At 63.6% G+C, this 12,476-nt stretch carries 10 protein-coding genes; 3 read left to right on the top strand and 7 right to left on the bottom strand.

Going from position 1 to position 12,476, the window contains the following annotated elements:
* Nucleotides 1-47 precede the first annotated feature (47 nt).
* From gcvT to ACFWZ3_RS09965, 3 genes are all read right to left on the bottom strand, one after another.
* Entirely contained in the window at nucleotides 48-1,148 is a 1,101-nt protein-coding gene (gene gcvT, locus ACFWZ3_RS09955) for a glycine cleavage system aminomethyltransferase GcvT (RefSeq protein WP_439707581.1), read from the bottom strand.
* A gap of 127 nt (nucleotides 1,149-1,275) precedes the next feature.
* Entirely contained in the window at nucleotides 1,276-1,863 is a 588-nt protein-coding gene (locus ACFWZ3_RS09960) for an alpha-ketoglutarate-dependent dioxygenase AlkB family protein (RefSeq protein WP_439707582.1), read from the bottom strand.
* A 4-nt stretch (nucleotides 1,864-1,867) separates the two neighbouring features.
* Nucleotides 1,868-3,265, bottom strand: a complete 1,398-nt coding sequence (locus ACFWZ3_RS09965) for an amidase (protein ID WP_439707583.1) — start codon at nucleotides 3,263-3,265, stop codon at nucleotides 1,868-1,870.
* A gap of 149 nt (nucleotides 3,266-3,414) precedes the next feature.
* Here ACFWZ3_RS09965 and ACFWZ3_RS09970 point away from each other — a divergent pair, with 149 nt between their 5' ends.
* Nucleotides 3,415-5,031 (top strand): 4Fe-4S dicluster domain-containing protein, encoded by a 1,617-nt coding sequence (locus ACFWZ3_RS09970; protein WP_439707584.1) that lies wholly within the window; start codon nucleotides 3,415-3,417, stop codon nucleotides 5,029-5,031.
* Nucleotides 5,032-5,038: 7 nt separating this feature from the next.
* On the opposite strand, the gene ACFWZ3_RS09975 is transcribed toward ACFWZ3_RS09970, so the two are convergent.
* Together ACFWZ3_RS09975 and ACFWZ3_RS09980 are read right to left on the bottom strand one after the other, a co-directional pair.
* The gene (locus tag ACFWZ3_RS09975) at nucleotides 5,039-5,932 is read right to left on the bottom strand and encodes a glycosyltransferase family 2 protein (protein ID WP_439707585.1); all 894 of its coding nucleotides are present in this window, start codon (nucleotides 5,930-5,932) and stop codon (nucleotides 5,039-5,041) included.
* 25 nt (nucleotides 5,933-5,957) lie between these two features.
* Nucleotides 5,958-6,941 (bottom strand): glycosyltransferase family 2 protein, encoded by a 984-nt coding sequence (locus ACFWZ3_RS09980; RefSeq protein WP_439707586.1) that lies wholly within the window; start codon nucleotides 6,939-6,941, stop codon nucleotides 5,958-5,960.
* A gap of 267 nt (nucleotides 6,942-7,208) precedes the next feature.
* Here ACFWZ3_RS09980 and ACFWZ3_RS09985 point away from each other — a divergent pair, with 267 nt between their 5' ends.
* Both ACFWZ3_RS09985 and ACFWZ3_RS09990 read left to right on the top strand, forming a co-directional pair.
* Nucleotides 7,209-7,955, top strand: a complete 747-nt coding sequence (locus ACFWZ3_RS09985; RefSeq protein WP_439707587.1) for an electron transfer flavoprotein subunit beta/FixA family protein — start codon at nucleotides 7,209-7,211, stop codon at nucleotides 7,953-7,955.
* A 26-nt stretch (nucleotides 7,956-7,981) separates the two neighbouring features.
* Nucleotides 7,982-8,926, top strand: a complete 945-nt coding sequence (locus ACFWZ3_RS09990) for an electron transfer flavoprotein subunit alpha/FixB family protein (RefSeq protein ID WP_439707588.1) — start codon at nucleotides 7,982-7,984, stop codon at nucleotides 8,924-8,926.
* A 28-nt stretch (nucleotides 8,927-8,954) separates the two neighbouring features.
* On the opposite strand, the gene ACFWZ3_RS09995 is transcribed toward ACFWZ3_RS09990, so the two are convergent.
* Both ACFWZ3_RS09995 and ACFWZ3_RS10000 read right to left on the bottom strand, forming a co-directional pair.
* The gene (locus tag ACFWZ3_RS09995) at nucleotides 8,955-11,177 is read right to left on the bottom strand and encodes an LTA synthase family protein (RefSeq protein WP_439707589.1); all 2,223 of its coding nucleotides are present in this window, start codon (nucleotides 11,175-11,177) and stop codon (nucleotides 8,955-8,957) included.
* A gap of 178 nt (nucleotides 11,178-11,355) precedes the next feature.
* Entirely contained in the window at nucleotides 11,356-12,318 is a 963-nt protein-coding gene (locus tag ACFWZ3_RS10000; RefSeq protein WP_439707590.1) for a glycosyltransferase, read from the bottom strand.
* Nucleotides 12,319-12,476 lie beyond the last annotated feature (158 nt).

Below are 12,476 nucleotides of genomic sequence, written 5' to 3' on the forward strand. Positions count from 1 at the left end.
CGATTCTAGCCGCTCGGCGGGAACTCTAAAGGAATGACGCGCGTGAATCAGATGCCTTCGCAGGGCTTGCCATCACGCACGAACGGATACTTCACCACGCGCACCGGCACCTCGCGGCCGCGGATGTCCACCCGCACCTCACCCGGATCGCCGGCGGGGATGCGCGCGAAGGCCACCGCCTTGTCCAGCGTGGGGGCGAAGCTGCCGGAGAGGACCTCTCCGTCGCCGTTGGCGGTGAGCACCTTCTGGCCGTGGCGCAGCACGCCCTTCTCGTCGAGCACCAGGCCGACCATCACGCGCGGCACGCCGGCGGCCTTCTGCGTCTCCAGCGCCTTGCGGCCGATGAAGTCGCGACCTTCGTCCAGCGCGATGGTCCAGGCCAGGTTGGCTTCCCACGGGGACACCGTCTCATCCATGTCCTGGCCATAGAGGTTCATGCCCGCTTCCAGACGCAGCGTATCGCGCGCGCCCAGGCCCGCCGGCTTTACGCCTGCGTCGGCCAGCGCCTGCCACAGGGCGACTGCCTGCTCGCTGGGCACGATGATCTCGAAGCCGTCTTCACCGGTATAGCCAGTGCGCGCGATGAACAGCGGCATGCCGTGCGGGCCCTGCGCGGCGGCAGCGGCGAAACGACCGAGCTTCTCGATGCGCGGCCGGTCGACCTCGTGCAACAGGCCGATCACCTTCGCGCGGGCGTTGGGGCCCTGCACCGCGATCATCGCGAAGTCGGGACGCTCCTTCACTTCCACGCCGAAAGCCTTGGCCTGCTGTTCGATCCAGGCCAGGTCCTTGGCGCGCGTGGCGGCGTTCACCACCAGGCGGAAGTGCGCCTCGTCGAAGAAGTACACGATCAGGTCGTCGATCACCCCGCCCTGCTCGTTGAGCATGCACGAGTACAGCGCCTTGCCCTGCGCCTTGAGCTTGTCGACGCTGTTGGCGAGCAGATGGCGCAGGAACTCGCGCGTGCGCGGTCCGTGAAGGTCGACCACGGTCATGTGCGAGACGTCGAACATGCCGGCGTCACGGCGCACCGCGTGATGCTCCTCGATCTGCGAGCCGTAGTTGATCGGCATGTCCCAGCCGCCGAAATCGACCATGCGGGCACCCGACGCGCGGTGAGTCTCGTTGAGTACGGTCTTCTCGGTCATCGCTCGGGCACCTTGGGGAAAGTGGCGATTATCGCCGGCACCCGGGAGCAAGCCAAGGTGCAAAGGTTCCATGCAGGAGCGCACCTGTGCGCGACCGGGATGCCTCCAGTCGCGCACAGGTGCGCTCCTACAGGATCCTTCGGAAGGTGAGGTTGATGCGTGGCGACTGCACGCGCGCCATGCGCGGCAGCGCGTGCTGGTAGAGCCGCTGGGTTGCGCCGGCCATGCGCAGCAGGCTGCCGTGCGGCAGTTCCAGTTCCAGTACGGCGGGGCCGCATGTCACCTTTGGCCGGAACAGGAAGCGGCGTGACGAGCCGAGGCTCAACGAGGCGATCACCGGCGCCGCGCCCAGTTCGGGCTCGTCGTCGCTGTGCCAGCCCATCGCGTCATTGCCGTCGCGGTAGAGGTTGGCCAGCACGCTGTTGAAGGCGCTGCCGCAGGCGTGCTCCAGGAGCGGGCGCAGCGCGGCCAGCGCGGCTGGCCATGGATGCGGCTCGAAGCGCGTGCGCGAATAGACGTAGCTGGCGCCCGGGTTGCCGATCCAGCAGCTCAGCCGCGGCGAGGCCACCTCGCGGCCGAACATCCGGATGACGTGGGTTTCCCAGGGAACGGTTTCGAGCAGCGCTCCGAGCAGCCCATCCGCCTCGGCTGGCGGCAACCAGTCTGTCCAGAGCGCGAGGTCCGCGCCCTCCAGCGCGAGCGGCTGCCAGCTCACGCGCTCAGGCGATCGCCGGGTAGGTCGGCTCCACGTCCAGCGTCGAGGCGCACACCGCGGCCAGTTCCAGCAGGCGAAGGTCCGAACCACGCGCGCCGACGAACTGCATGCCGATCGGACGCCCATCCGGCAAGACGCCCATCGGGATGCTCACCGCCGGGCAACCGGCCAGGCTGGCGAAGCTGGTGAGGTCGGCTGCGGAATCGGGCGCGGGTCCGTCCAGCGGGAACGCGCCCTGTGGCGTGGTCGGCAGCACCAGCACGTCGATCTGCGCGAACAAGCGGCGCATCTTGAGCGTGGCCGCGTCGAGCACGCGGTCGGCGATGGCGTAGTCGGCCGCGCTCTTGCGCGCGGCGTAGCCGAGCATCTCGCGCAGGCGCGGCGAGACCGGACGGGCGGTATCGGCCAGGTCCTCGGCGAAGGTGCCGAGCATTTCGGCCTCCATCAGCAGCAGGCCGGCGCGGCGGGTGCGCGCGAAATTCCAGTCGGAGAAGTCCACCGTGCGCCGCTCGCCGAGCTCGCGCGGCAGGCGCGCCAGCGCCGCGTCGAACACCTCGATCACCTCCGGCTCCACGCCCACCGCCGCCAGGTCCGGCAGCAGGCCGGCACGCAGGTTGCCCGGCTCCCAGTCCGGCGGCGAGAACGCTACGCGGCGCCGGCGCGAGCGCGCGTCGTCGGCGTCGTAGCCGGCCAGCACCTGCAGCAACACGGTCAGGTCGTTGGCGCTGCGCGCCAGCAGGCCCACGGCATCGAGGCGGCGTGCCGCCGGCAGCATGCCGCGGGCGGAGATCTCCCCGTGCGTGGGCTTGAGCGCATACACGCCGCAGTAGCTCGCAGGAATCCGTATCGAGCCCAGGCTGTCCGAGCCCACCGCCGCCGCGGCCAGCCCGGCCGCCACCGCCGCCGCAGCGCCACCGGAGGAGCCGCCCGCGCTGTAACCGGGTTTGTACGGATTCTGCGTCGGACCGTAGTGCGGATTGTCGGTGGCCGCGCCCAGCGCCGCCTCATCCATGTTGGTCTTGCCCACCAGCACCGCGCCTGAGGCGCGCAGGCGCGCAACCACGTGGGAGTCATCCTGCACCGGCTGCTCGCGTCCCGGCAAACCGGCGCGGGTGGGCCAGCCGGCCATGTCGAAGTTGTCCTTCAGGGCGATCGGGATGCCATCGAGGCGGCCGAGCACGCCGTCGCGGCGCCGATGCGTCGCCGTGCGCGCCTGTTCCTGCAGCAGGCCGGGGCGCAGGTCGACGTAGGCGTTGAGCTCGGGATTGATCCGGTCGATCGCCGTCTGGTAGACGTCGGCCAGCGCCTGGGGTTGCACGCGACCTACCGCCAGCCAGTGCAGGAGCTGGCACACGCTGGCGCGGCGCAGGTCGATGTCGGCGATCGGCGGAGTCGAATTCATGCCTCGTCCTTCAGGGAGTATTTCCGATTATCGCCACGGCCCGCAAAGCGATTGCAAGCGGTCGTTAGTGAAGAGCCCGGTTTGCCCCCGGGTCTGTGAAACCGGACAATGCCGCTCTTACCTTATAAGTGCGCCGCACGGAGTCCGCCATGAGCGAACGCGAAACGATGGAATACGACGTGGTCGTGGTCGGCGCCGGGCCGGCCGGGCTGTCGTTCGCGATCCGCCTGAAGCAGCTGCAGCCGGACACCACCGTCTGCGTGATCGAAAAAGCATCCACCATCGGCGCCCAGATCCTTTCCGGCGCGGTGATCGAACCGGGCCCGCTGGACGCGCTGCTGCCGGGCTGGCGCGAGAATCCGCCGCCGATCTGCGTGCCCGCCGGCGAGGACGAGTTCTGGCTGCTCAGCAAGACCGGCGGGCGCAAGCTGCCGGTGCCGCCGGGAATGAACAATCACGGCAATTTCATCGTTTCGCTCGGCGCGACGTGCGCCTGGCTGGCGCCGCAGGCCGAAGCGCTGGGCGTGGACGTTTTCCCCGGCTTCGCCGCCGCCGACAACGTCTACAACGAGGATGGCTCGGTGGCCGGCGTGCGCATCGGCGACATGGGCGTGGCGAAGGACGGAACGCACAAGAGCGGTTACACCCAGGGCATCGACATCAAGGCGAAGGTCACCGTGCTGGCCGAGGGCGCGCGCGGGAGCCTGACCAAGCAGTTGATCAAGCGCTTCGCATTGGACAAGGACTCCGATCCGCAGGGTTACTCGATCGGCATCAAGGAACTGTGGCAGGTGCCCGCGGGGCGCGTCACCCCCGGCAAGATCGTGCACAGCTTCGGTTGGCCGGCCGACACCAGCACCTACGGCGGCAGCTTCCTCTATCACCTGGATGGCGACCGCATCGCGCTCGGCTACGTCAGCGGCCTGGATTACCGCGATCCGGAGTACAAGCCGTGGGAAGCCTTCCAGCAATGGAAGAACCACCCGCACGTGAAACCCCTGCTCGAGGGCGGCAACATCCTCTCGGCCGGCGCGCGCGCCATCGTCACCGGCGGCTACCAGTCGCTGCCGAAGGTCGAGATGCCGGGCGCAATCCTGATCGGCGACACCGCCGGCCTGCTCAACGTGCCCAAGATCAAGGGCACCCACCAGGCGATCCGCAGCGGCATGCTCGCCGCCGAGCACCTGGCCGCCAACGGCCTGAACGCCGCCGGCTTCGACGCCGCCCTGCGCGCCTCGCCGGCGATGGCGGAACTGAAGCAGGTGCGCAATATCAAGCCCGGTTTCAAGAAGGGCCTGTGGTTCGGCATGGCCAACGCCGCGTGGGAAACGCTCACCCGCGGCGCCTCGCCGTGGACGCTGAAGAACAAGCCGGACTGGTGCTCGCTGGAAAAGATCGGCCAATATGAGGAACCCAAGCGCGACTACGTGCCGCGCGAGCTGGCCCCGCGCGACCGCCTGGCCGGCGTCTACTTCGCCGCCACCGAGCATGACGAGGACCAGCCGATCCACCTGCACGTGGCCGACACCAATATCTGCATCGAGCGCTGCAGCGTCGAATACGACAACCCCTGCACCCGCTTCTGCCCGGCGAACGTCTACGAGATCGTCGAAGACGCCATGCCCGACGGGAGCCAGGCCAAGCGCCTGCAGATCAACGCCGCCAACTGCGTGCACTGCAAGACCTGCGACATCAAGGACCCGTACGAGATCATCACCTGGGTCACACCCGAGGGTGGTTCGGGGCCCAACTACCAGAACATGTAACCAGGATCTACGCCTGTGTCTCCAGTGGGCATGCACCCGCCCGTCCGCGCCAGCCGTCCCATAAACCACGCACCATGAATCGCAGATTGCGTCCGCGCGGCGCGACGAACACGGTGAACAGGAACAGTTTGACCATGACACGCGGCAGGTCCTGCGCCACCCAGATCCCGGGCGTGTGCGGCATCCGATAAAGGCGCACGCGGTTGCGCATCATGTAGTACAGCCTGACGGGTCTGTGCACTGTCACTTGTCCCAGGCCCAGCGGCAACGTCTTGCGCGCATCGCCGAGGCGGTGATGCATGGTGGCGGCGCACACCCCGTGGAGCGTGTAGCCCTTTGCAATGGCGCGGAAGCTCCATTCCAGGTCGACGTTGTCAATGAAGAGACTGGCATCCATGTCGCCAATGTCCTCGAGCGCCGTCAACGGCAGCAGCGCGCCGGAACTGATCAGAAAATGACACTCGATAGTGGATCGTCCCGGCGCGCACCTGAGCTTGCGATTGAGTGGGAAGCCTAAGCGCACGAACGGAGCGTGCCGGTCTTCGCGCAGGTCATGGAAACGTGGTCCGACCGCTGCTACAGGGCCTGCCGTGCTTAGGAGGTCGATAGCACGGAGCAGCGCATGCACCATGCCCTGGCCGGGCAAACTGTCCTGGTCGAACAAGACCACGTAGTCGAAGCCATGCTGGCGCGCCCAGTCAATGCCGAGGTTCTGAGCCTTTGCCAAACCGATGTTGCTGGGCTGCTGCAGAATAGCGGCTACCGCCCATCCGTCCGCGTCAATCGAGGATCTTTGATCCGGGCCACTATTGTCGACAACCACCGTGGCGCCGACTTGGTCCTGTAACGAAGCCAGCAACGCACGTAACTGATCGGGGTCGGGATGATAGGTGACCACCACGGCACAAACCTGTGAGGTGGAACGCTCAACCACGGCGCAACAGATCCCTGAGCACGGAGCGCCCGCCCGTAACGTATCGGCGATAGTCGCCACGCATGGCCTCCCGGGCGACCCCGGGCCACCTCGCCCATCGCGGGACAGCGCCGAGCAACACCCGCCGCTGGAAATGGGCACGTTTTCTCTCGATGGGCCCGCGCATCCTGTCGAAGTCGACCGGCGCGGCGGCCAGATGAGCGCGCAATACCTCCAACCGCCCGATCTCGGCGAGAAGTTGCGCCTGACGTCGGCGTACGAGGTCACGCCACTTTTCGATAAACGTGCGTTTGTGCATACCAATCTGATTGCCGGCGTGCTGGCGGTAGTCGATCAGGCTCTCCTCGATCATACCGACCCGGCCGGCGGCGGCCGCAACTATCGCCAACCATTCGTCGTGAATCCAACCAGTCCCCACCGGCAAGGCAAGGTCAACCAAGCGCCGTCGGAACGCGGATGTCGCACCGGTCACTGTATTCCGACGTAGCAAGACTTCGAATGCGCGCCCCTCGTGGATCGCGGCGCGCTCTTCGCGAGTCAGCTCGAGCGCCTCGAACAAGGTGTGCCGCAATGGGGCGCCGCCCGCGTCCACCAGCCGGGCATCGCTGAAGAGCAAAAGCAACGAGGGATCATTCTCGAAGCAGCGCGTGATCGTGGCGAGCTTGTCGCAGCGCCAGACATCGTCCTGGTCGCACAGGAACAGGATGTCCCCCATGGCCTGTTGAAGCATTCGGGAAAAGTTGCTTACAAAACCGATGTTGCGCTCGTGCCGCAGTACCTGGGTCCGGATGCCCAGCGCCGCGGCCTTTTCTTTGAACGCCTGGAGTAAAAGCCATGTCCCATCTTGCGAGCCGTCGTCCCCGATAACGATCTCATCCGGCCTCCGGGTCTGCCGAAGCAGGCTTTCCAGTTGTTCCTGCAGATAGGCGGCGCCGTTGTACGTGCACAACACGACGGAAAGCACGGGATGGACCATGAGCTGACGACCTCTCGGGAATGCCTATGATGCCGCAGCCAGCATGGCAATCCCAATACGGAAACGTGTCGGAGCCGCCTCTAGGCCTGCATCAGCAGGTCGTCCGAGCGTGCGATGTGTCTCACGTAAAGCTTTGCCGAAAGCTTTTCGGGACAGGTATCGGTCACACGCGTTGCCGCATATGCCTGCGTCTGGCCGCTCAGGTTAGAATCGCGGACTGACGTCCCTTCCCTGTCGCTCACGCTGCGGCACCAAAGAGGAACCCCAATGAAGATTCTGGTCGGCTACAAGCGCGTGGTGGACTACAACGTCCGCATCCAGGTCAAGCCTGACGGCACCGGCGTCGTGACCGAGGGCGTCAAGCTCTCGGCCAACCCGTTCGACGACATCGCGCTGGAAGAAGCGTTGCGCCTGCGCGAAAAGGGCGTGGCCGAGGAAGTAGTGATCGTGGGCATCGGCCCGACCGATCTCACCGCGCACCTGCGCAACGGCCTGGCGATGGGCGCGAACCGCGCCATCCACGTCACCACCGCCGACGCGATCCAGCCGCTCACCGCTGCACGTGCGTTCCTCAAGCTGGTCGAGAAGGAGCAGCCGGGCCTGGTGATCATGGGCAAGCAGGCGATCGACGATGATGCCAACCAGACCGGCCAGATGCTTGCCGCGCTGTGGGACCGCCCGCAGGCCACCTTCGCCAGCAAGGTCGAGATCGCCGACGGCAAGGCCACGGTGACCCGCGAGGTCGATGCCGGCCTAGAGACGATCGAAGCCGAACTGCCGGCCGTCATCACTACGGACCTTCGCCTGAACGAGCCACGCTTCATCAAGTTGCCGGACATCATGAAGGCCAAGTCCAAGCCGATCGACGTGATCGAGTTCGGCTCGCTCGGCGTCGAAGGCGGCGACCACCTGAAGACCACCCACTACGTCGCGCCGCCCAAGCGCAGCAAGGGCGTGATGGTGAAGGACGCGGCCGAGCTGGTCGCCACCCTCAAGCAGAAGGGCCTGCTGTAAGCAGACGCCGGGACAGGAGAGAAGACATGAGCAAGATCCTCGTCATCGCCGAACACCTGGACGGCAAGCTGAATCCTTCCACCGCGCGCGCCGTCAGCGCCGCCACGGCGGTCAAGCCCGAAGCCGTCGACGTGCTGGTGCTGGCCGACAACGCCGACACCATCGCCGCCGAGGCGGCAAAGATCGAAGGCGTGACCCGCGTGCTCACCGCCACCCGCGCCGAGAACGCGCACGCGCTGGCCGCCGTGCTGGCGCCGCAGGTGGTCAAGGCTGCCGCCGGCTACAGCCACGTATTCGCGCCTTCCACCACCTTCGGCAAGGACCTCGCCCCACGCGTGGCCGCCCTGCTCGGCGTGGCGCAAGTCAGCGACGTGATGGCGGTCGAGGGCAGCCACACTTTCAAGCGCCCGATTTATGCCGGCAATGCGATCGTCACGGTCGAGGCGGACCAGGCGCGGACCGTGGTCGCGACCATTCGTACCGCATCCTGGCCGGCCGCTGCCAGCGGCGCGAACAATGCGTCGGTCGAGGCACTGAACCTGGACGTCGCGTTGCCCTCGCACACGCGCTTCGTCGAGCTCAAGCAGGGCAAAAGCGACCGCCCGGACCTGCAGAGCGCGAGCAAGGTCGTCTCCGGCGGCCGCGGCGTGGGCTCCAAGGAGAACTTCGAGATCATCTACAAGTTCGCCGACAAGATCGGCGCGGCGGTCGGCGCCTCGCGCGCGGCCGTTGACGCCGGTTACGTGCCGAACGAGATGCAGGTCGGCCAGACCGGCAAGATCATCGCGCCAGAGCTGTACATGGCCATCGGCATCTCAGGCGCCATCCAGCACCTGACTGGCATCAAGGACGCCGGAACCATCGTGGCGATCAACAAGGATGCCGAGGCGCCCATCTTCGAAATAGCCGACATCGGCCTGGTCGGCAACCTGTTTGATGTCCTTCCCGATATCGAGGCAGCCATCGCCTAGTTAGGATGAGAATTCCAGTTCTACCGTGTCACTCCCGCGCCGCGGTAGTGACACGCGGGGATGCTGCTCCCGTGATCTGAACACGGTAACTTTTTACCTGCGTTCCGTTGAGCAGTACGCACAACTGATACCACCCGGGTGTAAGTGGCCGGCCGTCCCTGAGGTCGAGGTTGACGCTTGCAATACCGTCTAAATTCAACTGCGTCCCGGCCTCCCGAAGAACGACTTGATTCGGACCCTGCAACCTCGCCTGGATGGTCAATTCTGTCGCGCTACCCACAACATCGATCTTCGCAAACAAGGGCGAATTCACGGCAAAGGTATTGCCGACGCCGCCTACTTGGAAATCAGGCGTTATATAGCTCCCAAGCACGCTGCCCGTAACCCGCACGGAAGCGCCATCTCCGTCCGTCACCAGCCCTGCCAAGTTTACGAAGTCTCCCTCGAGGCGAAGCCTGTCAATCTGCGTCAATTGGGAAAGGAGCTTCTCCTGCTTCGGAGCCAGGCTTTCGTCTTTTATCCATGGCGAATGAGTAAGGTTGGCCAGATCGCGAGGCAACATTCGTTTAAGCGTAAGGAAAACGTCGTCATTGACGCCCGCTGCGTGCAACACGATCCCCGGCAGCATCCAGGAAGCTATATCTCCGTTCGGCACGCCTAGATCGCCAAAGTTGCCGATCATCAGCCACGGCACCGTCTGCTGCAGCATGTTGGTACCGTCGCGAAAGCCCAGCTTCTCGAAGGCTGGCACAAGAGAGGGTAAGTGGTCGCCATAAAAAACCACCATGGTGGGCCGGGGCGAGGCCATCACATGGTTCAGGAGCCGGTCCAGCTCGATATCCACGTGATCCAAATGGTAAAGGTAGCTACGTAGATCATAGGCCGTCTTATCGTCGAGGCCCGCAGGCAAACGTAGAGCTTTCCAGTCGGCCCAGTTAATGCCAGGCTGTGCTGCATAGGGACCGTGATTCTCGATACTGATGGCAAAAATAAAACGTGGCGCATCTGATTTACCATGATCCAACACATCGATGATCTGGTCGGTCATCGATTTATCGGAAACATAAAGACCTTCGTATTTCGCCTTTTTCGAAAACGCGTCCCGCCAGACCCGGTGTTTGAAGCCCAGGGCCTGAAAGTTCGATTCGCGATTCCAAAACCCCCCGCCGTTGGCGTGAATAGAATAGGTATCGTAACCGTGCTGGTTGAGGTTGCTTACCAAGCCGCGAAGGCTTGTGTAAGACAACTGCAAATAGGGATAGTCAACTGAAGGCAGACTTCTGAGCGAGATACCGGTTAATACCTCGAATTCGGTTCGGATGGTTCCGCCACCAAACGTAGGTACGTGTAGCCGCCCGGAAGCGCCACGCGCCTGCCACACATGGAAGCGAGTCAGCACCTCTTGGCGTTCGATCCGATTGAGGACCGATGGGTCAAAAAAAGCCTCGCTCTGAATGATGATTATGTCCGGATGGGCAGCCTCCTCCGAGACCGTATCCATTCCTGCCCGGATTGGTCCAGCATAGCGCTTCAGGAGTTCGCCGGCCTCCTTTTCGGACGGGGGTGGGATCCTGCCAGCATCCCGGTACGCAAGATAGGATGCGCCCAACTCATTGAGCAAACCCGACTTTCTACTTGTTTTCAATGGCGACCACGGGACTACCGTGAAATAGCTCCCTCCATACAGATGGCGCCAAACATGGCCAACAGGCCCGAAGGCCAGTAATGCGCATATCAGGAGAAATGTTGGCGTTGCACGGCCCTTCCATCCTCTCGCCATTAGCGGCGCCTCAAGGATGAACAGCAGCACTGTTATCGCAACGAGGGCGACCAGACCCAATGCAACCACCAGCAAAGATCCAGCATAAGCGCCGAATAGATGCATCGAGCTGGCATCTATTGTCCGCAGAAAACTTATGTCTTGTGGCAGTAACGGAGTCTGTAAGTTGGCAACCTTTATCTGGTTCACTTTTGCCAACGCAAGATAGGCAACGGTGGCTACCCAGAAAGAAAATAGCGCGCGCCTGGACAGGACGAGCAAAAGCCATGCGAGTAACAAACCAGGGATCGCGTTTGCGATAACTGGCCAAGGTCGCTGGAACGCTGCAGCTAGACGGACATCTGAAGCGCCGTCAATGAACGTCGCTACCAAAACGAAAAACAACGCCAGCGCAAAGAACCAGAGCGTACGCGTCAGCTCACTGCGATGCGTGAACGAAGGACCAACGGAGTCGCGAAATTTGGTCAACATGTCCCACCCTTATTGCTATTCAGGCAGGAATGATCACCGCCACCCGCTCGAACCAGCTGCATTATATCTGCAGTCTGCCCAACACTCCGCGCCGCAGCGCAAAGACCCCGATGGACTACCCGTAACGCGTCAGTCCGGACGCCAACGTACTTTAGTCCTGCATCCCGATTGCGCCGGCTTACTTGCCCAGAATCAGTTCCATGATACTTCGCTTGACCGCGGCTCTGCTGCATGTCGCTTGCAAGTAGTTCAAACCGGCCGCTGATTTTCTTGCCCAAAGGTCGTCGTCCTCAGTCAGGAGCATAATCTCGTCTGCAAATTGTTTAGCGTCGCGCACCGGTTCAATCGCCGGCTTCGCCGCAGAGAGACCTTGTGCACCTGCTGCGGTGGTAATGCAAGGCACGCCATGGGCTATGGCCTCGAGAAGTTTTCCTTTTACTCCGCCGCCGTAGCGGAGAGGCACCAACGCTATTCGGACACGCGCATACAGGGATCTCAGTGCCTCCTCGCTAAGCCAACCGAGAACCTTCAGGTCAGTGTCACTGGTGGGTGGCAAGTAGCGTTCCATGCCCGAGCCGACGATGTACACCATGTCGCGGCATCCCATCGCGCGCGCGCGCGGGAGAACTTCGCCGAAGAACCAATCCAGACCATCCAGGTTTGGTGCGTGGCCGTAACTACCTACGAATAGCATCCCTCGGCGGAGGGTAGGCGATGGTGCGCCGCCTGGTGGGAGGCATGGCACGCTCCACAGCGGCAGTAGAGCAGCGTTTGGCTGCAGCCCAATATGAGCTCTGTAGCTGTTTACGTACTCCACCTCTTCCGCGGATGGATAGAGAACAATATCTTGCTCCCGCCAGATCTTTCGCTCGATTCGCGCCAGACACATCAGCTCCCACGCGGATACCGCATTATTGACGAACTGCCGCATCGCAAGTAGCCGCCGGTGATGAATATCGTGCCCGTAATAGAGGCAACGGACGCTCCCCAACAATCTCACCTCTGTTCCATAGGTGGCCGCGACCAGCGGGCGACTGAGCACTGCAACGTCAAACGGCATAGGGCCAGACATCGAACCGAGCCATTTGGATAGATCGCACTCGCGTCGCCGGCTTACCAGGGTGACATCGAGTTCAGACAAGCGCGCTCGACCTTTTGCTGACGGGGAGCGCGACCCCGCCCAGAAGGTGACTTGCGTCCCTTGCTCTACTAGAAGCTCGACAAAATGAAATATCGCTCGCGAGCCCGCATCCTGCGTTGGGTCTGGGAAATCGTTGTCTATTACCAGGACCCTTGGCG

It is taken from the genome of Frateuria sp. GZRR35 (assembly GCF_051900415.1).
Lineage (GTDB): Bacteria > Pseudomonadota > Gammaproteobacteria > Xanthomonadales > Rhodanobacteraceae > Frateuria_A.

Excerpts from the sequence above, each read along its gene's own strand:
- ACFWZ3_RS09970 (WP_439707584.1), top strand. The coding sequence starts at position 3,415 with ATGAGCGAACGCGAAACGATGGAATACGACGTGGTCGTGGTCGGCGCC.
- ACFWZ3_RS09995 (WP_439707589.1), bottom strand. The coding sequence starts at position 11,177 with ATGTTGACCAAATTTCGCGACTCCGTTGGTCCTTCGTTCACGCATCGC.
- ACFWZ3_RS09965 (WP_439707583.1), bottom strand. The coding sequence starts at position 3,265 with ATGAATTCGACTCCGCCGATCGCCGACATCGACCTGCGCCGCGCCAGC.
- ACFWZ3_RS09985 (WP_439707587.1), top strand. The coding sequence starts at position 7,209 with ATGAAGATTCTGGTCGGCTACAAGCGCGTGGTGGACTACAACGTCCGC.
- gcvT (WP_439707581.1), bottom strand. The coding sequence starts at position 1,148 with ATGACCGAGAAGACCGTACTCAACGAGACTCACCGCGCGTCGGGTGCC.
- ACFWZ3_RS09990 (WP_439707588.1), top strand. The coding sequence starts at position 7,982 with ATGAGCAAGATCCTCGTCATCGCCGAACACCTGGACGGCAAGCTGAAT.
- ACFWZ3_RS09980 (WP_439707586.1), bottom strand. The coding sequence starts at position 6,941 with ATGGTCCATCCCGTGCTTTCCGTCGTGTTGTGCACGTACAACGGCGCC.